The 23,126-nt window shown below is 73.5% G+C and carries 24 protein-coding genes; 13 read left to right on the top strand and 11 right to left on the bottom strand.

Annotation, left to right across the window (positions count from 1 at the left end; genetic code table 11):
- Positions 1-38: 38 nt before the first annotated feature.
- Complete coding sequence (locus OO60_RS01445) at positions 39-1,367, top strand: amidohydrolase family protein (RefSeq protein ID WP_081911129.1); 1,329 nt, start codon at positions 39-41, stop codon at positions 1,365-1,367.
- On the opposite strand, the gene OO60_RS01440 is transcribed toward OO60_RS01445, so the two are convergent.
- Positions 1,364-3,325, bottom strand: coding sequence for a vWA domain-containing protein (locus OO60_RS01440; RefSeq protein ID WP_004562807.1), 1,962 nt, complete (start codon positions 3,323-3,325; stop codon positions 1,364-1,366). The genes OO60_RS01445 and OO60_RS01440 overlap by 4 nt on opposite strands.
- Positions 3,322-4,719, bottom strand: coding sequence for an ATP-binding protein (locus OO60_RS01435; protein WP_004562808.1), 1,398 nt, complete (start codon positions 4,717-4,719; stop codon positions 3,322-3,324). Before OO60_RS01435 ends, OO60_RS01440 begins: the two co-directional genes overlap by 4 nt.
- Before the next feature lie 100 nt (positions 4,720-4,819).
- Between OO60_RS01435 and OO60_RS01430 the strand changes: the two genes are divergently transcribed.
- A complete protein-coding gene (locus OO60_RS01430) occupies positions 4,820-5,617 on the top strand; it encodes a hypothetical protein (RefSeq protein WP_004562809.1) in 798 nt (265 codons plus the stop codon).
- A gap of 10 nt (positions 5,618-5,627) precedes the next feature.
- The gene (locus OO60_RS01425) at positions 5,628-6,386 is read left to right on the top strand and encodes a class I SAM-dependent methyltransferase (protein ID WP_004562810.1); all 759 of its coding nucleotides are present in this window, start codon (positions 5,628-5,630) and stop codon (positions 6,384-6,386) included.
- Here the strand turns inward: OO60_RS01425 and OO60_RS01420 are convergent.
- The gene (locus tag OO60_RS01420) at positions 6,383-7,426 is read right to left on the bottom strand and encodes a ferrochelatase (protein ID WP_004562811.1); all 1,044 of its coding nucleotides are present in this window, start codon (positions 7,424-7,426) and stop codon (positions 6,383-6,385) included. The genes OO60_RS01425 and OO60_RS01420 overlap by 4 nt on opposite strands.
- A gap of 86 nt (positions 7,427-7,512) precedes the next feature.
- On the opposite strand from OO60_RS01420, the gene OO60_RS01415 reads away from it, so the two are divergent.
- On the top strand, positions 7,513-8,094 hold the full coding sequence (locus OO60_RS01415) for a TetR/AcrR family transcriptional regulator (protein ID WP_004562812.1): 582 nt from the start codon (positions 7,513-7,515) through the stop codon (positions 8,092-8,094).
- Positions 8,095-8,164: 70 nt separating this feature from the next.
- Positions 8,165-9,325: a Cmx/CmrA family chloramphenicol efflux MFS transporter gene (locus tag OO60_RS01410; protein WP_004562813.1), complete on the top strand. Its 1,161-nt coding sequence runs from the start codon at positions 8,165-8,167 to the stop codon at positions 9,323-9,325.
- Between the two features lie 6 nt (positions 9,326-9,331).
- Here OO60_RS01410 and fabI read toward each other — a convergent pair whose 3' ends face one another.
- Complete coding sequence (gene fabI, locus OO60_RS01405; protein WP_004562814.1) at positions 9,332-10,099, bottom strand: enoyl-ACP reductase FabI; 768 nt, start codon at positions 10,097-10,099, stop codon at positions 9,332-9,334.
- Between the two features lie 34 nt (positions 10,100-10,133).
- Positions 10,134-10,838, bottom strand: a complete 705-nt coding sequence (gene fabG / locus OO60_RS01400; RefSeq protein ID WP_004562815.1) for a beta-ketoacyl-ACP reductase — start codon at positions 10,836-10,838, stop codon at positions 10,134-10,136.
- A gap of 179 nt (positions 10,839-11,017) precedes the next feature.
- On the opposite strand from fabG, the gene OO60_RS01395 reads away from it, so the two are divergent.
- The 7 genes from OO60_RS01395 to OO60_RS01365 are packed head-to-tail and all read left to right on the top strand — an operon-like array spanning position 11,018 to position 16,769.
- Positions 11,018-12,334, top strand: a complete 1,317-nt coding sequence (locus tag OO60_RS01395) for an MFS transporter (RefSeq protein WP_004562816.1) — start codon at positions 11,018-11,020, stop codon at positions 12,332-12,334.
- A gap of 7 nt (positions 12,335-12,341) precedes the next feature.
- On the top strand, positions 12,342-13,010 hold the full coding sequence (locus OO60_RS01390) for a response regulator transcription factor (RefSeq protein ID WP_004562817.1): 669 nt from the start codon (positions 12,342-12,344) through the stop codon (positions 13,008-13,010).
- Between the two features lie 6 nt (positions 13,011-13,016).
- Positions 13,017-14,411, top strand: coding sequence for a sensor histidine kinase (locus tag OO60_RS01385; RefSeq protein WP_004562818.1), 1,395 nt, complete (start codon positions 13,017-13,019; stop codon positions 14,409-14,411).
- Positions 14,408-15,352: a TAXI family TRAP transporter solute-binding subunit gene (locus tag OO60_RS01380; RefSeq protein WP_033260654.1), complete on the top strand. Its 945-nt coding sequence runs from the start codon at positions 14,408-14,410 to the stop codon at positions 15,350-15,352. Before OO60_RS01385 ends, OO60_RS01380 begins: the two co-directional genes overlap by 4 nt.
- A gap of 16 nt (positions 15,353-15,368) precedes the next feature.
- Positions 15,369-15,791, top strand: coding sequence for an acyl-CoA thioesterase (locus OO60_RS01375; RefSeq protein WP_033260653.1), 423 nt, complete (start codon positions 15,369-15,371; stop codon positions 15,789-15,791).
- Between the two features lie 3 nt (positions 15,792-15,794).
- Complete coding sequence (locus tag OO60_RS01370; protein ID WP_033260652.1) at positions 15,795-16,250, top strand: tRNA (cytidine(34)-2'-O)-methyltransferase; 456 nt, start codon at positions 15,795-15,797, stop codon at positions 16,248-16,250.
- 9 nt (positions 16,251-16,259) lie between these two features.
- On the top strand, positions 16,260-16,769 hold the full coding sequence (locus OO60_RS01365; RefSeq protein ID WP_033260651.1) for a hypothetical protein: 510 nt from the start codon (positions 16,260-16,262) through the stop codon (positions 16,767-16,769).
- Between the two features lies 1 nt (position 16,770).
- On the opposite strand, the gene OO60_RS01360 is transcribed toward OO60_RS01365, so the two are convergent.
- The 5 genes from OO60_RS01360 to OO60_RS01340 form a co-directional block, all read right to left on the bottom strand.
- Positions 16,771-17,751, bottom strand: a complete 981-nt coding sequence (locus OO60_RS01360; protein ID WP_033260650.1) for a VWA domain-containing protein — start codon at positions 17,749-17,751, stop codon at positions 16,771-16,773.
- On the bottom strand, positions 17,748-18,692 hold the full coding sequence (locus tag OO60_RS01355) for a DUF58 domain-containing protein (protein WP_033260649.1): 945 nt from the start codon (positions 18,690-18,692) through the stop codon (positions 17,748-17,750). Before OO60_RS01355 ends, OO60_RS01360 begins: the two co-directional genes overlap by 4 nt.
- A gap of 7 nt (positions 18,693-18,699) precedes the next feature.
- Complete coding sequence (locus OO60_RS01350; protein WP_033260648.1) at positions 18,700-19,770, bottom strand: AAA family ATPase; 1,071 nt, start codon at positions 19,768-19,770, stop codon at positions 18,700-18,702.
- 171 nt (positions 19,771-19,941) lie between these two features.
- Positions 19,942-20,487, bottom strand: a complete 546-nt coding sequence (gene mobA, locus OO60_RS01345) for a molybdenum cofactor guanylyltransferase (RefSeq protein WP_033260647.1) — start codon at positions 20,485-20,487, stop codon at positions 19,942-19,944.
- Positions 20,488-20,496: 9 nt separating this feature from the next.
- On the bottom strand, positions 20,497-21,210 hold the full coding sequence (locus tag OO60_RS01340; RefSeq protein WP_033260646.1) for an SAM-dependent methyltransferase: 714 nt from the start codon (positions 21,208-21,210) through the stop codon (positions 20,497-20,499).
- Positions 21,211-21,270: 60 nt separating this feature from the next.
- Between OO60_RS01340 and OO60_RS01335 the strand changes: the two genes are divergently transcribed.
- Entirely contained in the window at positions 21,271-21,660 is a 390-nt protein-coding gene (locus OO60_RS01335) for a DUF1801 domain-containing protein (protein WP_033260645.1), read from the top strand.
- Here the strand turns inward: OO60_RS01335 and OO60_RS01330 are convergent.
- Positions 21,657-22,967, bottom strand: a complete 1,311-nt coding sequence (locus OO60_RS01330) for an NlpC/P60 family protein (protein ID WP_033260644.1) — start codon at positions 22,965-22,967, stop codon at positions 21,657-21,659. The two genes, OO60_RS01335 and OO60_RS01330, sit on opposite strands and share 4 nt — an antisense overlap.
- Positions 22,968-23,126: the final 159 nt, after the last annotated feature.

Below are 23,126 nucleotides of genomic sequence, written 5' to 3'. Positions count from 1 at the left end.
TTGACCTTCACACGGTGTCAACTTCTACCGTGACCGCCGTGACCACGACCACCATCACCGGCGCCCGCGTCTTCGACGGCGAGCGCTGCACCGGCCACACGGCCGTCCGGCTCGCGGGCGGCCGCATCGACGCGGTCGGCGACGACACCCTGCGCCGCCCCGGCGACCAGCACGTGGCCGCCCGCGGCGGCACCCTGCTGCCCGGGCTGATCGACGCCCACGTGCACCTGCTGCCGGGTGCGCCGCGGCAGGCGCTGACCTTCGGCGTCACGACGTTGCTCGACATGTTCAGCAAGCCGGACACGGTCCGGGACGCCCTGGCCACCGGGCCGGGCTGCGCCGACGTGCGGTCCTCCGGCATCGGGGCGACGGCGCCGGGCGGGCACCCGAGCCTGATGTACGCGCCCTTCCCGTACGTGACGGGTCCGCAGGACGCCGAGCGGTTCGTCGCCGACCGCATCGCCGAGGGCGCGACGCACCTGAAGGTGCTCTACGACGACGGCACGGGCGGCCCGATGCCGATGCCGTCGCTGGACGTACCGACGATCGCCGCGCTGGCCGAGGCTGCGCACGCGGCCGGGCTGCTCGTCGCCGCGCACGTGTCGACCGCCCGTGGCGCCGTCGATTTGCTCGCCACCGGCGTGGACGTGCTGGCCCACGTGCCGTTCGATGCCCTGTCCGCGCACCAGGTGGCCGCGATCGCCGCGGCCGGGGTCGCGGTCATCTCGACGCTGTCGATCGCCGACGGCTTCCCCGGGAACTCGCTCCTGGCCGACCCCGCCCTCGTGACCCGCTTGGGCCCGGCGTGGTCCGCGGTGCTCGAACGGCAGCAGCGGCGGTGGCTGCCGCCGCAGCTCCCGGACTTCGGCGTGGCCCGGGAGAACGCCCGGCTGCTGCACGAAGCCGGTGTGCCGGTCCTGGCCGGAACGGACGCGCCCAACCCGGGGACGGTGCACGGCGCGAGCCTGCACCGGGAGCTGGGACACCTGGTCGCGGCCGGGTTCTCCCCCGCCGCGGCCCTGACCGCGGCGACGGCCCGGCCCGCCGACGTCTTCGGGCTGGCCGACCGCGGCCGGATCCGGCCGGGGCTGCGCGCGGACCTCGTCCTGGCCGACGGCCGCCCGGACGAGGACATCACCGCGACCCAGCGGGTCACGGCCGTCTGGCAGGAAGGGGCCCGCGCCGACCTGAGCGGTTACGTCGGCTCGGCCGACGAGCAGGCGGGCCTCGCGGCCCTGCGGGCCCAGACGGAGAAGGTGATCGCCGCCGTCCGCGACCGCCTGGGAGCGCCCACCACCGGGGTCGTGAGTGGTAAGGCGGGTTCTAACTCGCCTTACCACTCACGACCGGCGCGGCAGGGCGGCTAGCGGCGGGTGCGCAGGTAGTCGCCGACGACGGCGGCGCCGAGGCCGTCGAGGTCCGGGGCGATCACCCGGCCGCCCGAGCGGCGGGCGATCAGGTCCACGAACGCCGTCAGGCGCGGGTCGTCGCCGAGGCGGAACACCGAGATCGACGCGCCCAGCTTGGCCAGCCGGTCCACTTCGGACAGTGTCTTGTGGAGGGTCCGGGGCTGGGGCGGGTAGTCGAAGACCGCCTCGCCGTCGGGCTCCAGGTGGGCCGTCGGCTCGCCGTCGGTGACCATCAGGACCACCGGCTGGGCGTCCGGGTGCCGCCGCAGGTGCTGCCCCGCGAGCAGCAGCCCGTGGTGGGCGTTGGTGCCCTGCTCCCACGCGCCCTCCAGGCCGACCAGCTCCGGCAGTTCCATCGACTGCGCGTAGCGGCCGAAGGTGATCAGCTGCAGGGCGTCGTTGCGGAAGCGGGTGCTGATCAGCTGGTGCAGCGCGAGCGCCGTGCGCTTCATCGGCAGCCAGCGCCCTTCCTGCACCATCGACCACGACGTGTCGACCAGCAGCGCTACCGCCGCCCGGGTCCGGTGCTCGGTCTCGACCACTTCGACGTCCTCGACGTCGAGCCGGACCCGCGGCTCCCCCACCGACACCGACCGGAGCACGGCGTTGCGGATGGTCCGCGGCACGTCCCAGGGCTGCATGTCCCCGAACCGCCACGGCCGCGACGCCCCGGTCGGCTCGCCGGCCGCGCCCGCCGACTCGGTCTCGCGTTCGCCGGTCTTGCCGCGCAACGCGTTCACGATGTCGGACAGCACTGTCTCGCCGAGGCGCCGCAACGCCTTGGGCGACAACCGGAGCGAGCCGTCGGCGGCGCGTTCGAACAGGCCCTGGCGGCGCAGCTCGCGTTCCAGCTCGGCCAGCCGCCGGGCGTCGACACCCGCGTCCTTGCCGAGCTGGCGCTCGAGCGCCTCCAGGTCGATGTCCTCCAGCCGCGCGCCCGGGTACGACTGGCCGAGCTGCTCGGCCAGTGCGTCGAGCTCGGCGAGCTCCTGCATGGCCTGGGCGCCTTCGCCCATGCCTAACGGGTTGTTGCCGCGGAAGCGCGCCGACCCGGTCCAGTCCTCGCCCGGCCGGGCCGCGCGCAGCTGACTGTCCAACCGGGACAGCTGCTGCGCCAGGCGCGGGTCGCCGAACGCCTGCTGGGTCAGCTCGGCGAGTTCGGCGCGCTGCTCGGCCGACATCGAGTTGAGCATGCGCTGCGCGGCCGCCGACCGCTCGGCCAGCGCGTCGATCAGCTCCTCGACGGTGCGCGGGTTCTCCGGGAAGAACTCGCCGTGCTTGCCCATGAAGTCGTCGAAGCGCTGCTGGATGTCCTCGGCGCCACGGGCGTGTGCTTCCAGGAGGTCGTTGAGGTCGTTGAGCATCTCGTTGATCCGCTCGACGTCCTCGGGCCCGGCGTTCTGCAGCGCCTGCTTCATGCCCTGGAACCGGGACTCCATCAGCTCCTGGCCGAGCAGGTCCCGGATCTTCTGGTAGTTCTCGCGGCCCTGCTCGGACCGCCAGTCGTAGTTCGCGAGCTCGTTGACGGCCGCGGCCGTGCCCGGCGGCAGCGCGTCGAGCTGGGCCTCCCGGAACCGGGCGTCGTCGTCCGGGTCCGGGAACAGCTCGCGGCGCTCGGCGTCGAGGGCTTCCTGCAGGAGGCGCTGGACCTCCTGCAGGGTGCCGTCGAGGTTGTTGCGCCGCTGGATCTGCGAGCGGCGCCGCCAGAGCCGCCGGGTCAGCTCGTCGAGGCCCGACGTGCGCTCGGTGCCGCGCCGCAGCAGCTCCTCCAGCGCGGACCGCGGCGAAGCGCCCGCCATGACGTCGCGGCCGATCTCGTCGAGCGCGTCCCGCAGGTCGGCGGGCGGCGCGAGCGGGTCCGGCCCGTCGTGCCACGGGCCGTAGGAATAGCCGTCGGGAAGCGGGACCGCGGTCATCGGCCGTAGACGGTCGTCGCGTCGTCGGAGTCCTTCGCGAGCCTTCGCGACAGGAACAGCGATTCGAGGGCGAGTTCGACGGCGGCCGCGATCCGGCCGGCGGGCTCGTCGGCGGCGACGCCGGCCCGCTGGGCGACCTCGTGCAGCACCGGGAGTTCCGGCAGGGCTTCGAGGACGTCCTTGCCCGGCACGCGCTCGCCGGTGGCGACCAGGTGGCCGTCCCCGACCGCGTCGGCCAGCGGCCGCAGGTCCAGGCCGGCGAACCGGTCCCGCGCGGTTTCCGCGATCGCCAGCCGCAGCAGGTGGACGAGGTGCTCGATCTCGCGGCCCTCTTCGCCCGGCTCGAACTCGATCTTGCCGCGCAGCACCGACGGCACGGCGTCGAGGTCGACCGGGCGGGCCACCGCGGGCTCCTCCCCGGTCAGCGCCGAACGCCGCAGGGCCGCGGCCGCGACGGTTTCCGCCGCGGCGACGGCGAACCGCGCCGAGACGCCGGAGCGCTGGTCGATCACCGTGGATTCGCGGAGGTTCCGGACGAACCGGGCGAGCACTTCCAGCAGCGGCTCGCCGACTTCGGCGACGAGGTTCGCCTCCTGCCGGACGACGGCGACCTCCGCCTCGACGTCAAGGGGGTAGTGCGTGCGGATTTCGGCGCCGAAGCGGTCCTTCAGCGGGGTGATGATCCGGCCGCGGTTGGTGTAGTCCTCGGGGTTCGCGGTGGCGACGAGCAGCACGTCCAGCGGCAGCCGCAGCGTGTAGCCGCGCACCTGGATGTCGCGCTCCTCCATCACGTTCAGCAGCGCGACCTGGATGCGCTCGGCGAGGTCGGGCAGCTCGTTGATGGCCACGATGCCGCGGTGGGCCCGCGGGACGAGGCCGAAGTGGATGGTCTCCGGGTCGCCGAGGCTGCGGCCTTCGGCCACCTTCACCGGGTCGACGTCGCCGATCAGGTCGCCGACCGAGGTGTCCGGCGTGGCGAGCTTCTCGGTGTAGCGCTCGGAGCGGTGGCGCCAGGCCACCGGCAGGGCGTCGCCGAGCTCGGCGGCGCGGCGGATCGACGCGGGCGTGATCGGCTGCAGCGGGTGTTCGCCCAGCTCGGAGCCCTCGATGACGGGGGTCCACTCGTCGAGCAGGCCGGCCAGGGTGCGCAGCAGGCGGGTCTTGCCCTGGCCGCGCTCGCCGAGCAGGACGACGTCGTGGCCGGCCAGCAGGGCGCGTTCGAGCTGCGGCAGGACCGTGCGCGAGAACCCGACGATGCCGGGCCAGGCGTCCTCGCCGGTCTTGAGGGCGGTCAGCAGGTTGTCGTGGATCTCCTGCGCGATCGGGCGCGGCTCGTACCCGGCCGCGCGCAGAGCCCCGGCGGTGCGGGGAAGAGCGTCTGGAACAGCGTTCACCTCCTCGACGCTACTGCCGGATCGGCGGCCCGTCGACGTGGAGCGGCTCCAGCGTGGGCGCGCACCCGACATCGCGGGCGAGCCGGTAAAATAGGGCGTCGTGTGCCGTCCCAGTGCGACTTTCGCCGTCTGGTCGAGCGCGTGGCTCAACGGGGCCGCCGCGTCCGACGATGTCCTCGATGCCCTGCTCGCGTGGGGTGAGGCCCACGACGTCGTGGCCGCCGACGCCGCCGCGGCCGAGGCGTTCGCGCTCCCGCTGGCGTTCAACCGGGCGGCCACGCCGGTGCAGCTGCTGATGGCGCTGCGTTCGCAAGGAGCGAAATCGCTGCAGCTGGTGCTGCCGGTCCCGGGCGACGTCCGCGGGCTCGGCGGCGGCGGCCCGTTCACCGAGGCGGCGTTGCGCGCGGGTGACGCGCTGGTGCTGCCGGACCTCGGGTTCGGCCTGGTGCCCGAGCCGATCGCCGAAGGACTGGTCCGCTGGACGGTCTATTCGCTGGCTTCGCCGACGACCCCGGAGTTCGTCGCGCTCGGCGAGGCCGAGCACGGGCTGACGGACGCGATCCGCGCCAGTGCCGGGGCGCTGCAGACCCTGGACGTGGCCTCGGACCGGCCCGGCGTGCGCGCGGAGCTGTCGGCCCACCTGCGGTCGCGGCCGGACGTCGACTGGCCGGCCGGGACGCCCGGCCGCGCGTTGCGGGTGCTGCAGCGGGCCGAGGAGATCGCGGCGATCCTGGCGATCGCGTCGTCGGACGACCCGGGTGGCGCGTTGTCGGCGTCGGCGTCGACGCTGCGGGCGCAGGCGTTGCGGCCGCTCTCGGACGCGGTCCGCACGGCCCGCTGCGCGGCGGTCAACGAGGCGGTGCGGGTGTTCGCGGAGCAGACGGCCCGCGAAGGCTGAGCGGTCCCCGATGCCGGACGACACCTGGGCGGCGGTGGCCGACGAGTTCGCCGACGGCGCCTACGCTTCCGCGAAAGGGCGCGTACGCACGTACGTGATGCATCGGCAGCTGATGGCGCACCTGCCCGGCCCGCCGGCCTCGGTGCTGGACGTCGGCGGCGGCGCGGGGCACCAGTCGTTCCCGCTGGCCCGCGCGGGCTACGACGTCACGCTGCTCGACTCGTCGGCGGCGATGCTGGACAAGGCCCGGCGACGGCTGCCGGAGCGGGTGACGCTCGTGCGAGCCGACGGCGCGAACGCCGCGGACGCGGTCGGCGGCCGCCGGTTCGACGCCGTCCTGTGCCACGGCGTGCTCGGTTACCTGGACGACCCGGAACCCGTGCTCGACCAGCTGTGCCGGTGCGCCGCGCCCGGCGGGCTCGTCTCGGTCATGACCGGCAACGCCGACGCCACGGCGGTGCGCCCGGCGTTGGAAGGACGCTGGGAAGACGCGCTGGACGCGTTCGGCACCCGCACCGAAGTCGGCGTGCTGGGCCTGCCGACCCGCGCCGACACGGTGGCGGAACTGAGCGAGGCGCTTCGCCGCCGCGGGGTGGAACCCGTTGCGTGGTACGGGGTCTGGCTGTTCGTCGACTGGCTCGACCTCAGCGGCGCCGGGCCGGACCCGGCCGACGCCGAACGGATCGCGGCCGTCGAGTTCGAGGCCGGCCGGCGGGATCCCTACCGCTGGCTCAGCCGCGCCTTCCACCTCGTGGGGCGCAAGACCTAGCGGGCGGGGCGCTTCGCGGGTTCGCAGCAGCCGATCGCGCACGGAGCGCCGTTGACCGTGCAGCCCGCCACCGGGAACGACGACAGCTTCCGCGGCTCCACGCCGTGCGTGTGCTCGCGGATCAGCTCCACCACCAGCTCCGCGAACCGCGGGTCGCTGCCCGCCGTCGCCGCGCGGGCGAACTTCATCCCGTGCTCGGCCGCGCGTTCCGCCGCCTCGTTGTCCAGGTCCCAGATCACCTCGAGGTGGTCGGACACGAACCCGATCGGCGACACGACCACGCCCGGCACCCCCGAGGCGTGCAGCGCGTCGAGGTGGTCGACGATGTCCGGCTCCAGCCACGGCACCTGCGGCGGCCCGGATCGCGACTGCCACACGACGTCGTACTCCGCGATCCCCGCCTCGGCCGCCACCAGGCGGGCCGCCTCCGCGATCTGGCGCGAGTAGCGGCGGCCGCCCTCCGACGGCGGGCCCGAGGCCCGGTCCGCGCTTTCCGGCACCGAGTGCGCCGTGAACACCGTGCGGATCCCGGGCTCGTTCCCGAGCGACGCGTGGGCCGCGCGCACGCCGTCGGCGACCGCCGAGACGAACAGCGGGTGGTCGAAGAACTGGCGGATCTTCACCAGTTCGGGGGCGCCGTCGCCGACTGCGGCGCGGGCGCGCTCGATGTCCTCGTCGTACTGGCGGCACGCCGAGTAGCCGCCGTACGCGCTCGTGGGGAACACCAGGACCCGCTTCGCGCCTTCCGCCGTCAGCGCGGCCAGGGTGTCCTCGACCATCGGGGACCAGTTGCGGTTGCCGAAGTGCACCGGCAGCTCCATGCCGGCGCCCGCGAGCTGCTTCTCCACCGCCGCCATCGCTTCGCGGTTCAGCCGGTTGATCGGCGAAACCCCGCCGAAGTGCTGGTAGTGCTCGGCGACCTCCAGCAGCCGCTCGCGCGGCACGCCCCGGCCCCTGGTGACGTTCTCGAGGAACGGCATGACGTCGTCGGGCCCTTCCGGACCGCCGAACGAAAGCCACAGCAACGCGTCGTATCCCACCCCGTCATCTTGCCGATGTGGCCGCCCGCACGCCGACCCGGGCCCGTTATGAATCGACCAGTCCAAAACCGTGGTACGGTCTCCCCATGGCCAGGCCACGGGAGTTCGACGAGACCGCCGCCGTCGAGAAGGCGATGCACGCCTTCTGGGCGCACGGCTACGAAGGGACGTCGACGCAGGACCTGTGCGACGCCACCGGGCTCGGCCGCAGCAGCGTCTACAACACGTTCACCAGCAAGCGGGCCCTCTTCGGGCGTTCGCTGACGCACTACACCGGCACCCAGCTGGACAAGCGCCAGGCGATCCTCGACGGGCCGGGCACGGCGGCCGAGCGGCTCACCGCGATGCTCGACAGCGCCATCGAGGACGACGTCGAGGAGCGCCGCCGCGGCTGCCTGGTGGTCAACACCCTGGCCGAACTCGGCCTGCCCGACGACGAGGTCGGCGCCGCACTGCGGGCCGACACCGACCGGAACCTCGCCATGTTCGCCCAGTGCGTCCGGGAGGGCGTGCTCGACGGCAGCCTCCGGGACGGCCTGGACCCGGCCGACGTGGCTGAGTACCTGCTCAGCACCACGTCGGGGCTGCGCGTGATGGCCCGGCGGGGTTCGAGCCGCGACAGCATGCACGCCGTCGCCGACATCGCGCTTTCGGCCATCACGCGCTGAGCACTGCGCGAAGTCAGCGACGCACGCCTTGGTTTTGAACTGACCGATACACAACCGGGAGGGACCCCTCATGCCCCTGGCCGTCTTCGTCCTCGGGCTCAGCGTGTTCGCGCTGGGCACGTCCGAGTTCATGATCACCGGCCTGCTCCCCGGCATGGCCGCCGACCTGCACGTCAGCATCCCCGACGCCGGGCTGCTGATCTCGGCGTTCGCCGTCGGCATGGTCGTCGGGGCGCCCCTGCTGGCGATCGGGACGCTGCGGCTCCCCCGCCGCCGCACGCTCCTGGCCCTGCTCGCCGTGTTCGCCGTCGCGCACGTCGTCGGCGCGCTCGCCGAGGGATACGCACTCCTGTTCGCGACTCGCGTGATCGCGGCGCTCGCCTGCGCCGGGTTCTGGGCCGTCGCGCTGGCGACGACGATCGCGCTCGTCCCCGTCGAACGGCGCGGGCGCGGAATGGCCGTGCTCGTCGGCGGCCTGACCGTGGCGAACATCGCCGGGGTGCCGGCGGGGACGTTCCTCGGCCAGCACGCCGGCTGGCGGACGGCGTTCTGGGCGGTGACGGTGGTGACGCTGGTCGCGGTGGCCGGCGTGGCGCTGCTGGTGCCGGAGACGACCGGCGGCCCGCTGAGCGTCCGCGGCGAACTGCGGCTCTACCGCCGGGGCCGCGTCTGGCTCGCGCTCGGCGTGATCGCGTTGTGCCAGGCCATGATCTTCGCCGCGTTCAGCTACCTCGCGCCGCTGCTGACCGAGACCGACGGGCTCGCCGAGGGCTGGGTGCCGGGCGTTCTCGCGCTGTTCGGCGTCGGCGCGCTGATCGGGATCAGCGCGGGTGGCCGGCTGGCCGACCGGCGGCCGTTCGCGACGCTCTACAGCTGCCTCGCGCTCGCGCTGGCCGCGTTGCTGGTGCTCGCCCTGACCACCGACGCGCTCGTGGCCGTCGTGGCCGTGCTCGTCTTCGGCATCGCCGCGTTCGGCGCCAACCCGGCACTGAACCTGCGCGCCTTCCAAGCCGCCGGGGACGCGCCCACGCTCGTCGGCGCCAGCACGACGGCGGCGTTCAACGTCGGCAACACCGCCGGGCCGTGGCTGGGCGGCGTCGCGATCGACGCCGGGCTGGGCTTCCCGAGCGTGGCGTGGACCGGCATCGCCCTCGGCGTGGCCACGCTGGCCACGCTCACGGTCGCCGCCGCCGTCCAGCGCAGCGACGACCGTGAACTCGTGGCCGTGTAGAGGTTCTCAGACGCCGAGGAAGTGGACCCCGCCGTCGACCATGATCATCGAGCCGGTGGTGGCGGGGAGCCAGTCCGACAGGACCGCGCAGACGCTCTTCGCCACCGGGTCCGGGTCCGTGCTGTCCCAGCCGAGCGGCGCGCGCTCGCCCCAGCCGTCCTCCAGGTCGACGAAGCCCGGGATGGACTTGGCGGCCATCGTCTTCATCGGGCCCGCGCTGACCAGGTTGACCCGGATGCCCTGCGGCCCCAGCTCCTTGGCCAGGTACCGGTTGACCGACTCGAGCCCGGCCTTCGCGACGCCCATCCAGTTGTAGACCGGCCACGCGACGCGGGCGTCGAAGTCCATGCCGACGTAGGACGCGCCCCGGCCCAGCAGCGGCAGGCACGCCTTCGCCAGCGACATGTACGAGTACGTCGAGATCTCGATCGCGGTCTTGACGTCTTCGGCGGGCGCGTCCATGAACGGCGCGCCGAGGCAGGTCTGCGGGGCGAAGCCGATCGAGTGCAGCACGCCGTCGAGGCCGTCGACGTGCTCGCGGACCTTGTCGGCGAGGCCGTCGAGGTGCTCCTGGTTGGTGACGTCCAGCTCGATCACGGGCGCCTCTTCGGGCAGCCGCTTCGCGATGCGCTCGACCAGCGACATGCGGCCGAAGCCGGTGAGCACGACCTTGGCGCCCTCCTGCTGCGCGATCTTGGCCGCGTGGAAGGCGAGCGAAGCGTCGGTGATGATGCCGGTGATCAGCAGGCGCTTGCCTTCGAGCAGTCCGGGCACGGGTCCTCCAAGTCTGGTTTCTGGGTAACGGGAATCAGTGGCCGAGGCCGAGGCCGCCGTCGACGGGCAGCACCGCGCCGTTGACGTAGCCGGCCTCGTCGGAAGCCAGGTAGCGGACGGCGGCGGCGATCTCCGCCGGCTCGGCGTACCGGCCGGAGGGCACCTGCGCGAGGATCTCCTTCTTGCGGGCCTCGGGCAGCTCGTCGGTCATGTCGGTGTGCACGAACCCGGGCGCGACGACGTTCGAGGTGATGTTGCGCGAGCCGAGCTCCCGGGCCAGCGACCGGGCGAACCCGACGAGGCCGGCCTTCGACGCGGCGTAGTTGGCCTGGCCGGCCGAGCCGGAGAGGCCGACGACCGAGGAGATGAAGACGAACCGGCCCCACTTGCCGCGCAGCATGCCGCGGGAGGCCCGCTTGGCGACCCGGAAGGCGCCGGTGAGGTTGGCGTTCAGGACGCGCTCGAACTGCTCGTCGCTCATCCGCATGAGCAGCGTGTCGTCGGTCAGCCCGGCGTTGGAGACGAGCACCTCGACCGGCCCTTGGTGCTCCTCGACCAGCTTGAAGGCGGCGTCGACCTGCTCGGTGTCGGTGACGTCGGCCTGCACGCCGAACAGCCCTTCGGGCGCCCCCGAACCACGGTGCGTGACGGCGACCCGGTGCCCCTGCTCGGCGAGGTCCCGGGCGATCGCCAGACCGATGCCCCGGTTGCCCCCGGTGACCAGAACGGACCGTCCCACTGTGCTCTCCACTCTTCGTCTGCGCGGCTGACGCGCACGAGGCTATCGGCAGTGCCCGCGGGTCGCGCACCCGCGTTGGCGTCTTCGCGACCGTCCTAAGCAGGTGTTAGGAACTGCCTCCCGACCTTGCTGGTTACCCGCTGGTTGGTCACCGTGAGTCGCAACACAGGAGGTCGACGATGACAACCCGGATCAGCCCCGCGACCACGGGGGCCGCCAGCGAGAAGCGTGTGATCGGCAACGTGCTGCGCGGCTCCATCGGCAACCTGGTCGAGTGGTACGACTGGTACGCCTACGCCGCGTTCACCACGTACTTCGCCAAGTCCTTCTTCCCCACGGCCGACACGACGGCCGCGTTCCTCGGGTCCGCCGCGGTGTTCGCCGTCGGGTTCCTCATGCGCCCGCTCGGCGGCTGGATGCTCGGCCGGTTCGCCGACCGCTTCGGCCGCCGCAGCGCCCTGGTGCTTTCGGTCACGCTGATGGCGGGTGGCTCCCTGCTCATCGCCGTGACGCCGAGCTATCACACGATCGGGCTCGCGGCGCCGATCCTGCTGCTGGTCGCCCGGCTGATCCAGGGGTTGTCCGTGGGCGGCGAGTACTCCACCTCGGCCACCTACCTGTCCGAAGTGGCCACCCCCGGCAAGCGCGGGTTCTACTCGAGCTTCCAGTACGTGACGCTCTACGGCGGCCAGCTGCTGGCGCTGGGCCTGCAGCTGATCCTGCAGGGCCTGCTCACCGAGCAGCAGCTGACGTCGTGGGGCTGGCGGATCGCGTTCGGCGTCGGCACGGTGGCCGCGCTCAGCGTCATGTGGCTGCGCCGCGGCATGGACGAGTCCGAGAGCTACACCCGCGAAGCGGACGAGAGCAAGGCGACCGGCGAACGCGGCACGCTGCGCACGCTGGCCAAGTATCCCAAGGAGATCGCGCTCGTCGTCGGCCTGACCCTCGGCGGCACCGTGGCGTTCTACACCTTCGCCACCTACAGCCAGAAGTTCCTCGAGAACACCGCCCACATCCCGCGGCGCACGGTCACGGTCATCCTGTTCTCGGCGATCCTGCTGGCCGCGATCCTGCAGCCGCTGGCCGGCAAGCTGTCCGACCGGATCGGCCGCCGCCCGCTGCTGCTGTTCTTCGGCATCGCGGGCACGCTGCTCACCGTCCCGATCATGACCGTGATGGGCTCGACCCGGAACCCGGTCGGCGCGTTCTTCCTGGTCCTGGCCGGTCTGGTCGTCGTGGCGGGCTACACCTCGATCAACGCGATCGTGAAGGCCGAGCTGTTCCCGACGAAGATCCGGGCCGTCGGCGTCGGCCTGCCGTACGCGCTCACCGTCGCGATCTTCGGCGGCACCGCGGAGCTCATCGCGCAGGCGCTGAAGAGCGCCGGGCACGAGTCGGTGTTCTTCTGGTACGTCGCGGGCTGCGTCCTGGTTTCCCTGATCGTCTACGGCACAATGCGGGAAACCTCGAAGACCTCCGAGCTGGAACAGCGCTGACAAGGGGATGGCCGTGCGCGTGCTCCTCGTCGAAGACGACGCGGGGGTCGCGGGCGCGCTGGCGGAGTCACTGCACACGCGCGGCCATCCCGTCACCAGCGTCGCCCGCGGCGCCGACGCGCTGCACCACCACCGCGACGCCGACCTGGTCCTGCTGGACCTGGGCCTGCCCGACCTGGACGGCCTCGACGTCCTGCGCAAGATCCGGGCCGTCTCGCCGGTCCCGGTGATCGTGCTGACCGCCCGCGGCGACGAACGCTCGGTGGTGCGCGGTCTGCGCCTCGGCGCGGACGACTACCTGACCAAGCCGGTGCGGCTGGCCGAGCTGCTGGCCCGGATGGACGCCGTCGTCCGCCGCGCGGTGGCCCGCACCGCGCCCGCGGGCGACGTCGTGCGGGTCGAGGACGTCGAGATCGACCTCGGCGCCCGCCGGGTGCTGGTCGCCGGGCACGACATCGCGCTGACGACCAAGGAGTTCGAGATCCTGGCCGTGCTCGCCGCCCGCCCCGGCACCGCCGTCAGCCGCCAGCAGCTGATGGACGAGGTCTGGGGCGACGCCTACCTCGCGGTGTCGCGCTCCCTCGACGTCCACCTGACCGGGCTGCGCGCCAAGCTCGACCGGCCGGGGCTGCTCACCACCATCCGCGGCTTCGGCTACCGCCTCGGCCGGGACTGACGCCGCGTGCGCGCCCGCCTCCTGGTGGTCCTGGTCGCCCTCGCGCTGGCGGTGGTCGCCGCGTTCGCCGTGCCGCTGCTGGGGTCGACGGCCGAGCAGCGCACGCAGCAGCTGGTCATCTCGCGCACCGCCGACGTCGACCGGTTCGTCGTGCTGGCCCAGCAGGCCGTCGACACCCGCGATCCGGCCGCCCTCGCCGCCGACGCGGCCCGCTACGCCGAGCTGTACGGCGAAGGCGTGGTCATCGTCGACGCCCGGCGCGTCCCGCTGGTGCAGGCGGGCGGGCTGACCGCGGCCGACCCGGCGGTGCACGCCCTGGTCGAGGCGACCATGCGCAACGAACCGGCACCGCGCGTCGACGGGCTCTCCCCGTGGTCGGCCGAACCGGCCTACTTCGCCCGCCCGGTCGGCACCGGCACCCGCGTGTCCGGCGTGGTCGTGCTGCGCGCGTCGGTGACGGCGGCGGCCGCGGACGTCGCCACCCGCTGGGGCACCATCGGCGCCGGGGCGCTGCTGGTCGCGGTGGTGTTCGTGCTGCTCGCCGTGGTGCTGGCCCGGTGGATGGTGCGGCCGCTGCACGAGCTGGAAACCGGCGTCCTGGCCGTGGCCGCCGGGCACCGCGCGCACGTCCCCGAGCGCGCCGGGCCGCGTGAGCTGCGGTCGCTGGCCGCCGAGGTCAACCGGATGTCCGAAGCCGTCCTCGAAGCCGCCGAGCAGCAGCACCGGCTGGTCGCCGACGCCTCGCACCAGCTCCGGAACCCGATGGCCGCGCTGCGGCTGCGCGTCGACTCCCTCGCCGGGCGCATCGACGGCGACGACACCACCTACCGCGCCACCGTCGCCGAGGTCGAACGCCTGGAAAAGCTCCTCGACGGCCTGCTGGCGCTCGCGCTGGCCGAAAGCACCGCGACCCGCGTCGCGGCCGGGGGCGCGGACGCGGCGTGCGACCTCGCGTCCGTGCTGGCCGAACGCGTCGACGCCTGGCGCCCGGCGGCCGAGGACGCCGGTGCGGTGATCGTGCCCCCGCCGGGCCATGCCGAGCCGGTGACCGTGCGCTGCCCCGAAGGCGAGCTCGCGCAGATCCTCGACGTCCTGCTCGACAACGCCGTCCACTACGCCGGCCGCGGCGCCAGGATCACCGCGGACTGGGAAACCGGTGGCTCGACCGCCACGCTCGTCGTCGCCGACGACGGGCCCGGCCTGTCCGCCGCAGACCGCGCGCGGGCCACCGAGCGGTTCTGGCGCGCCGGAGGCGAAGGCGCCCCGCGCGGCACCGGCCTCGGCTTGGCCATCGCGCACCAGCAGGTCCGCACCCGCGGCGGGGTCCTCGAACTGCGGCAGGCGCGCCCGCACGGCCTCGAAGTCCGCGTCACGCTGCCGTTGCAGGAGGTGCCGCGATGACGCTCACCCGCCGCACGGCCCTGCTCGGCGGCCTCGGCCTCGCGCTGACCGGGTGTTCGGCCCGCGGCTACCGCGGCCCCGAACGGGACGTCACCATCGCCGCGGGCGAGCGCGGCGGCTTCTACCTGGCCTTCGCGGAGCTGCTGGCGGCCGAGCTGAGCCGCGCCGAGCCGCGGCTGCCCGCGAAGGCGGTCCCGACCGAGGCGAGCGTCGCCAACGTCGACCTGGTGCGGCGCGGGCAGGCCGACCTCGGGCTGGTGCTCGCCGACGTCGCCCAGACGGCGGTGCGCGGCGACGCGCCGTTCGCCGGGAAGGTGCCGCTGCTCGCGCTCGGCCGCGTCTACGAGAACTACCTGCAGCTGGTGGTCCTGGCCGACGGGCCGGTGCGCCGGCTGGCCGACCTGGCCGGGCGGCCGGTGTCGCTGGGCGCGAGCGGCTCCGGCGCGGCCCAGCTCGGCGAGCGCGTCTTCGCGAAGGCCGGCGTCGCGGTGGACGCCCGGCACCTGCCGTTCGACGACGCGGTCCGGGCACTGGCCGGACGGCGGATCGACGCCATGCTGTGGTCGGGCGGCGTGCCCACGCCGAAGCTCGCGGACCTCACCCGGACGACGCCGATCGCGCTGCTGCCCCTCGATTCGGTGGTGCCGGCCCTGCGCGCGGCGTACGGCCCGGTGTACGACCAGGTCCAGGTCCCCGACGGCGCCTACCGCGGCGTCGGTGCGCTGAGCACGATCGGCGTCGCGAACCTGCTGGTGTGCGCGCCTTCCCTGCCCGACGACGTCGCCGCGGCGGTGGTGCGGCTGCTCGTGGAGCGCGCCACGGCGCTGGTGCCGGCGGAGGCCGTCGGCACGCAGTTCCTGGACGTGCGGACGCTGATCGGCACGGAGCCGGTGCCCCTGCAGCCCGGCGCGGCGGCCGCGTACCGGGCGCTGCACGGCTGAGCGTTAGATTGAGCCCGTGACCGAACCCCGCCGCCCGCTCGCCGAGATGCCGTTGCGCGTGCGCTACCACGAATGCGACGGCCAGGGCATCGTCTTCAACGCGCACTACATGGCCTATGTGGACATGTGCGTCTTCGAGGCGGAGAAGGCGCTCTTCGGCTCGCACGACGAGTTCCTCGCCCACCGCACCGACGTCGTGGTCGCGGAGGCGAACCTCAAGTTCCGCGCGCCGGCCCGGTACGACGAGGAACTGGTCGTCTCGCAGTACCTGACCCACCTCGGCACCACGTCGCTGGTCTTCGACTTCGAGATCCACCGCGGCGAGACGCTCCTGCTGGCGGCGAACGTCCGGTACGTCTTCATCGACCCGGCCACCCTGCGGCCCGCCCCGCCGCCCGACGCCGTCCGCAAGGTCTACGCGGACCTGCTCGGGGACTGAGCCGTGTTCCGCGTTCTCTTCTACCACCCGGAAATCCCGCCCAACACCGGCAACGCGATCCGCCTCGCCGCCAACACCGGTTGCGAACTGCACCTGGTCGAACCGCTCGGCTTCACGTTGGAGGACAAGCAACTGCGCCGCGCCGGCCTCGACTACCACGACCTGGCCCGCGTCCACGTCCACGCCGATCTCGACGCGGCGTGGCGCGCCCTGCTCCCGGCGAAGGTGTACGCGTTCAGCGCGTCGGCGACCCGGCTCTACACCGACGTCGCCTACACCCCGGGCGACGTGCTGCTGTTCGGGCCGGAGTCGGTGGGACTGCCCGCCGAGGTCCAGGAAGCACCCGAGGTGACCGACCGCGTACGGCTGCCGATGCTGCCGACGAGCCGGTCGCTCAACCTGGCCAACACCGCGGCCATCACGGTCTACGAAGCCTGGCGCCAGCACGGCTTCCGGTAGGTTCGCCGGATGCGACAGCAGTTCCTGGGGGTGCTCATCGGCGCCGCGTTCGGCACGGTGTTCGTCCTCGTCAACTCCGGTGCCCCGCTCCCCGCGGCGCTCGGCTGGGTGCTGCGCGCCCTCGCCGTCGTCGTGCTCGCCGCGGTCGTGGCGCTCGGCCTGCGCGCCGGGGACCGGCCGACGCTCGACGACCGGCCGGTGTTCGGGCCGGCGTACCGGGTCGTCGTCGCCGGCGAAGTGGTGCTGCTCGTCGCCGGGTTCTTCGTACTGAGCCTGCTCGACGCGCCGGTGCAGGCCAACGTCGCCTGGATCGCCACCGTCGTCGGGCTGCACTTCGCCGCGCTCGCCTCCGCCTGGAAGACCCGCTCGATCCTCGTGGTCGGTGCGGTGCTGACCGTGCTCGGTGTCGCCGGGCTCGCCCTGCTCGGGAGCGCCGCGGAGTGGGTGCCGTTCGTGAGCGGAGTGCTCTCCGGGGTGACCCTGCTCGGCGGAAGCCTCTACGGCGTCCGCCGAGCCTGAGTCACGGCAGTCTCTGCCCGAAGAAAAGGCTGGCCGCCGCGCCCAGCATGAGCAGCAGCGTGCCGACGACCACCCACGGCTTGCTCGCGTCGGCGTCCTTGAGCTCGTAGCCGATCTGCTCGCCGAGGTCCGCGTACACCTTCTTGAGCTCTTCGGCGCTCGCCGCCTTGTAGAAGTCGCCGCCCGAGAGGCGGGCGATCTCGCGCAGGGACTCGTCGTCCACGCTCACCGGCTGCGACTTGTCGTCGATGGTGACCGACCCGTGGGTGGTGCCGAAGGAGATCGACGAGATCGGCACCCCGGCCTGCTTCGCGGCCTGCGCCGCGGTGTACCCGCCTCGCGCCGCATACAGGTCCTCGGGCACCGTCTGCTTGCCGTCCGACATCAGGACGATCCGCGCCGGCGGTGGCCCGTCGGCGCCGCCGACGACGCTCGAGAAGCTCTCCACCGACTGCAGGGCCGCGAAGATGCCCTCCCCGGTCGCCGTCGACTGGGCCAGCTTCAGGTTTTCGATCGCCTTGATCACGCCGTTGCGGTCGGTGGTCGGGTTGACCAGCACCGTCGCCGTGCCCGCGAACGAAATCAGCCCCAGGTTGATCCCCGGCGTCATGTTCCGGGCGAAGCTCGTCGCCGCCTCCTGGGCCGCCTGCAGCCGCGTCGGGGCGACGTCGGTGGCCTCCATCGACAGCGACACGTCGATCACCAGCATCACCGTCGCCCGGTTGCGCGGCACCTTCTGCTCGGCGGTCGGCCCGGCCAGCGACACCGTGAGCAGCAGCAGGGACAGCACGATGAGCACCGCGGGCAGGTGCCGGACCCAGCCCTGGCTCTTCGGCGCGACCTTCTCCAGCAGCTCCAGGTTCGCGAACCGCATGGTCCGCTTCCGCCGCACGCGCTGGGCGAGCACGTACCCGATCGCGACCGCCGCGACGACGATCAGCAGCAGGAACCACCACGGCGAGGCAAACCCCGTCAGGCTCACGCCACACCCCCCGACCAGCGGCGCTTGCGGGCGACGACGAACCGCACCATGTCGGCGATCCAGTCGGCGTCGGTGCGCAGCGTCAGGTGCGCCGCACCCGCGCGCCGCAGGCCGGCCGCCACCTTCTGCCGGTGGGCGTGGGCCGCGGCCCCGAACTCCTTGCGCAGCAAGGCCGACGCGTGCACTTCGCGCTGCTTCCCTGTCTCCGGGTCGGCCAGCACGACGGTGCCCACCTCGGGCAGGTCGACGTCGCGCGGGTCGAGGACTTCGATCGCGATCAGTTCGTGGCGCCCGCCCAGCGCCCGCAGCGGCCGCTCCCAGGAGGTGTCGCCCAGGAAGTCGGAGATCACCACGGCCAGGCCGCGGCGGCGCGGCGGGCGGCGCAGCGCTTCGAGGGCCGCGGCGAAGTCGCCCCGGGTGCCCTCGGCCGCGCGCGGGGTCTCGGCGAGCTTGCGCACCAGCCCGCGGGCGTGCGCCAGGCCGCCACGCGCCGGGATGCGCGTGGTGTCGGCGCCGGTGGAGACCAGCGCACCGATCCGGTTGCCGCCGCCCCCGGTGAGGTGCGCGACCGCCGCGACGGCGCAGACCACCAGGTCCCGCTTCTCGCACAGCGCCGTGCCGAAGTCGAGGCTCGCCGACAGGTCGGCGACCACCCACGTCTCCAGCTCGCGGTCGGCCACGGTCTCCCGGATGTGCGGGGTCGTGGTCCGGGCGGTGACCGCCCAGTCCATCCGGCGCACGTCGTCGCCGGGCTGGTAGGGGCGGGCCTCGCCGGGCTCGGACCCCGGCCCCGGCACCAGGCCGAGGTGGTTGCCCTGCAAGAGCCCGTCGAGCCGGCGGCGGACGTCGAGCTCCAGCGTGCGGAGCCCGGCCTCCAGCCGGTCGCCCCGCAGCACCGGGGGCGCCCACGAAGGGCGGACGCCCTTCTCGTTCTTCGCCATCGCCGGGTTACCTGACCGGCGCGCCCGCCGGGACCGGGCCGCCCTGGCCGGCCCCGCCCTGCGGCCGGGCCGAGACCTGCGGCAGCGGCACGGTCTGCAGCACGCGCGTGATGATGTGGTCGATCGGCACGCCGTCGGCCAGCGCGTCGTAGGACAGCACGAGCCGGTGGCGCAGCACGTCCGGGACGACGTCGACGACGTCCTGCGGCAGCACGTAGTCGCGGCCGCGGACCAGGGCCAGCGCCCGCGCGGCGGCGATGATGCCCAGGCTCGCGCGCGGCGAAGCGCCGTAGGACACCCAGCCGGCGACGTCGGCGAGGCCGTGCTCGTTCGGCGTCCGGGTGGTCAGCACCAGCCGCACGACGTAGTCGACGAGGGCGTGGTGCACGAACACCTGCGACGCGACGCCCTGCAGCCGGACCAGCTCGCCCGGGCTGAGCACCTCGTGCGGGGTGGGCGGGGTGACACCCATCCGGTAGATGATCTCGCGCTCCTCCTCGGCGGAGGGGTACTCGACGACGATCTTGAACAGGAACCGGTCGCGCTGGGCTTCCGGCAGCGGGTAGACGCCCTCGTTCTCGATCGGGTTCTGGGTGGCGAGCACGAGGAACGGGTCGGGCATCGGGAACGTCTGGCCGCCGATCGAGACGTGCCGCTCGGCCATCACCTCGAGCATCGCCGACTGGACCTTGGCGGGCGCGCGGTTGATCTCGTCGGCGAGCACGAAGTTCGCCACCACCGGGCCGAGCTCGACGTCGAAGCGCTCGGCGCCCTGGCGGTAGATGCGGGTGCCGAGGATGTCGGCGGGCACCAGGTCGGGGGTGAACTGGACGCGGGAGAACGAGCCGCCGACGACCCGGGCGAACGTCTCCACCGCGAGGGTCTTCGCCACGCCGGGCACGCCTTCGAGCAGCAGGTGGCCCTTGGCCAGCAGGCCGACCAGCATCCGCTCGACCAGGCGGTCCTGGCCGACGATGATCCGCTTGACCTCGAACACGGTCCGCTCCAGCAACTGGGCGTCCCGGGCCGGTGTCGCCTGCTGGCCGTTCCCGCCCTCGGCGTAGCCGGGCTCGGTCACTCTGCCTCCTCGAATTCTCGTGCGCCGCCCCCGCGACGGTGATCACGCGGTGCGACCGTACTGCGCCCCCGGTCGGCCGGCTCATCCGGCACGCGGACGGGCCTGCCCCGGGATCAGCCAACACCGTCACCGGTGTGGCACCTGTGAAGCCCCTGCCCGGCTTGGTACGGCTCAGCGGTGCCGCTCGAGGTCCTCGGGCGTGTCGATGTCGTCCGCTTCGCCCCGTTCCGCCGGGACCTCGGTGACGCCGAGCCCGCCGAGGACGCGGCGCAGGGCCGCATCGGCCACGTCGTCCGGCAGCGCCGCGCGCAGGGCCGCGGCCCGCCACGCACCGAGCAGCCACTGCCGTTTCCCCGCCGCGTCGACCAGGACCGCGCCGTCGCCGTCGCCGATCGCGGCCACCAGCCGGTCCACTGTGGACGGCCGGACGCCCGGGAGGTCGGCGGCCAGCACCACGACCGCCTCGACGTCGTCGGGCACGAACACCAGGCCCGCGGCCAGCGCGGCCACCGGCCCGGTGCCGGGCACCGGTTCCCGGGTCCACACGACGTCGAAGCCGGGCCGCCGCGGCCCGACGGCGATCACCCGTTCGGCGCCTTCGAGGGCGTGGATCGCGCGGGCGAGCAAGGGCTTGCCGCCCACCGACAGGGCCGGCTTGTCCACACCGGACAGCCTGCGGGCCGAGCCACCGGCCACCACGATCCCCGCGTAGCGCATCCGGGGAATCTAGCGGCCCAGCACGAGGTAGGTGAAGCCCAGCACGCCGCGGTAGCCGCGGACGTATTCGCGCAGCCGCCGGTCGAGCCACTCGCGGACCGCCCCGGCGCGCGGGTCGGCCGGGTGCGCGGCCAGCCACTCCTCCCACGCCCGCCGCGACGTCGACTCGAAGTCGTCCCACTCGAGCCGGTCGGCGGTGCTCAGGTGCAGCACGCGCCAGCCGGCGCCGGTCGCGGCGTCGAGCAGGTCCGGCAGGGTCAGCACGTCCGGGCCGAAGATCTCCCGCGCGGCCGGGCCGGGCGGGGCGGCCCAGAACCCGTCGCCGTAGAGCAGGCGGCCGCCGGGCGCCACCACCCGGGCGAGGGCGTCGAGCGCGCCTTTCGTGGAGCCGAAGATGTGGGCGGCACCGATGCAGAAGGCCCGTTCGGCGGCAACGTCCCAGCTCGCCGCGTCCGCCTCGAGGAAGTCCACCGACAGGCCACGCGACGCGGCCGCCGCCCGGCCGCGCTCGAGGCCGGTCACGTCGGTGTCGACGCCGGTGACGTGCAGGCCCGGCGCCCGGGCCGCCGCCCGCAGCAGCAGCTCACCCCAGCCGCAGCCGAGGTCGACCAGGTGTCCCCCGGCGAGCTCCATCCGGTCGAGCAGCAGCTCGGCGTGCGGCTCGGACAGGGGCGTGTTCCAGCGCATCCGGGTGCGGCGCAGGGCGTTCAGTTCGTCGTCCACCCGGTGATCCTGACCGCGGGGCGGCGACCGCGTCGACGGGTTTTCGCGCATACTCGCCCCATGACCTACGTCGCCGAGCCGCGCGTGGACGCCTACATCGACGCCCTGCCCGCCTGGCAGCAGGCGATCTGCCGGGAGGTCCGCGAGCTGGTCCACGCGGCGGACCCCGAGGTCGCCGAGACGATCAAGCGCACCCGGCAGCCCTACTTCGTGCTGCAGGGCAACATCTGCGCCCTGCTGGCGGCGAAGGACCACGTCAACGTGTTCGTCTACGACGGCGGCATCGTCCCCGACCCGGCGGGCATCATCACCGCCGGGCACGGCAACAAGACCGCGCGGACGGTCGCCTTCCGCGAAGGAGAGAAGATCAACGCGCCCGCGCTCACGGCGATGTTCCGGCAGATCATCGCCAACAACCGCGCCGGTGGCTGGCGCAAGCTCAAGGGCTAGCCGACCAGCCGCGTCGCGTACGGCATGATCCCGCCGTAGCGGACCGGCGCGACCCGGACCCGCAGGCCGGACTGCGGGGCCTCGACCATCTGGCCGCCGCCGAGGTAGAGGGCCACGTGGTGGATGCCGCCCGGCCCGCCCCAGAACAGCAGGTCGCCGCGGCGCATCCGGGACAGCGGGACCTGGCGGCCCGACGAGTACTGGTAGCCGCTGTAGTGCGGCAGGGAGCGGACCCCGGCGAAGGCGTAGATCATCAGGCCGGAGCAGTCGAAGCCGATCTTGTTGTAGTCGCCGTAGCGGTCGGCGACGCCGCCGTCGCGGATGCCGCGGGTCGCGCCGCTTGCGTTGCCGCCGCCCCACGCGTACGGCATCCCGAGCTTCGACAGCGCCCGGGCGATCACCGCCTCGATCGAGGAGCCGGCCGGGCCCGGCGGCGCCGCGCCACCCGACGGGCCCCCGCCGCCAGCGGACGCGAGGGCGGCCTGGCGGGCACGTTCCTCGTCCTCGCGCTGCTTCTGGGCGAGCCAGTCGTCGTAGCGCTGCCGCTGGCCCTGCAGGCCGCTGACCTTCGCCTGTGCGGCGTAGAGCTGCTGCTCGACGTCGGACTTGTTCTTCTCGAGCTGGGTGTTCTGCGCCGCCTGGCCGTCCTGGGCCCGTTCGGCGGCGGTCTGCGCGGCGTCGGCGCTGCTCTTCGCCTGGCGGGCCGCGTCCTGCTTCTGCCGGGCGATCTCGGCGGCCTTGCGGGCCGCGGCGTCCTTGTTCGACTTCTCGGTCTGCGCCTGCTGGAGCCGGTCGAGGGCGTTGAGGCGGTCGCCGCCGACGGCGTCGAGCAGCTGCGCGCGGGCGAGCATGTCCTTGGGGCTGGCCGCGCTCAGGTACGCCGAGAGCGAGCCGACCGTGCTGCCCTGCTGGAAGCTGGCGGCGGCGAACGTCTTGAGGTCCGCGCGGGCCTGCTCGATGGCCGCCGACGCGGCGTCGGCCTCGGTGCGGGCGGCCTTGGCGTCGTTCTCCGCCTGCGTCGCCGCGTCCTGGGCGGTCTGCAGGTCGACCAGCGCCTTGTTGGCCTCTTCCTGCTTGAGCTCGACGTCGTCCTGCAGCTGCGACAGCTTCTGCTCGGCCTGGGCGAGCTGGTTGGTCAGCCGGCCGACCTCGCCCGCCTTCGCGTTCGCGTCGGCCTTGCCGGCCTGGATCTCGGAGTCACTCGGGTTCGGCGGCGGCGGGGGCGCCGCGAGGCCCGTGCCGCCGGCGCCGAACAAGATCACCAGCGTGAGCGTGCTCACGCTCAGTCCCCGGCGGGCGCACGGCACTCTCGGCCCCCTGCACCGTCCAAACAAGACCGCCACCTCCGCTCACCAGCGCACACCCCGTGTCACTGCCGTCACACCACTATCACAAGCCTCAGCGGAAACTTACACAACGTAGGCACCAATTCCCCTCATTGAGGGACCCCGGCAACGGATGGCGCA

Origin of the sequence: Amycolatopsis vancoresmycina, from assembly GCF_000716785.1 — a bacterium.
Taxonomy (GTDB): domain Bacteria; phylum Actinomycetota; class Actinomycetes; order Mycobacteriales; family Pseudonocardiaceae; genus Amycolatopsis; species Amycolatopsis vancoresmycina.
This window is presented reverse-complemented; position numbering and strand designations above follow the sequence as displayed.

Coding starts and splice junctions, on each gene's coding strand:
- mobA (WP_033260647.1), bottom strand. CDS start 20,487: ATGCGCTACGCGGGGATCGTGGTGGCCGGTGGCTCGGCCCGCAGGCTG.
- OO60_RS01335 (WP_033260645.1), top strand. CDS start 21,271: ATGACCTACGTCGCCGAGCCGCGCGTGGACGCCTACATCGACGCCCTG.
- OO60_RS01390 (WP_004562817.1), top strand. CDS start 12,342: ATGGCCGTGCGCGTGCTCCTCGTCGAAGACGACGCGGGGGTCGCGGGC.
- OO60_RS01365 (WP_033260651.1), top strand. CDS start 16,260: ATGCGACAGCAGTTCCTGGGGGTGCTCATCGGCGCCGCGTTCGGCACG.
- OO60_RS01410 (WP_004562813.1), top strand. CDS start 8,165: ATGCCCCTGGCCGTCTTCGTCCTCGGGCTCAGCGTGTTCGCGCTGGGC.
- OO60_RS01355 (WP_033260649.1), bottom strand. CDS start 18,692: ATGGCGAAGAACGAGAAGGGCGTCCGCCCTTCGTGGGCGCCCCCGGTG.
- OO60_RS01395 (WP_004562816.1), top strand. CDS start 11,018: ATGACAACCCGGATCAGCCCCGCGACCACGGGGGCCGCCAGCGAGAAG.
- OO60_RS01425 (WP_004562810.1), top strand. CDS start 5,628: ATGCCGGACGACACCTGGGCGGCGGTGGCCGACGAGTTCGCCGACGGC.
- OO60_RS01440 (WP_004562807.1), bottom strand. CDS start 3,325: ATGACCGCGGTCCCGCTTCCCGACGGCTATTCCTACGGCCCGTGGCAC.
- OO60_RS01415 (WP_004562812.1), top strand. CDS start 7,513: ATGGCCAGGCCACGGGAGTTCGACGAGACCGCCGCCGTCGAGAAGGCG.
- OO60_RS01380 (WP_033260654.1), top strand. CDS start 14,408: ATGACGCTCACCCGCCGCACGGCCCTGCTCGGCGGCCTCGGCCTCGCG.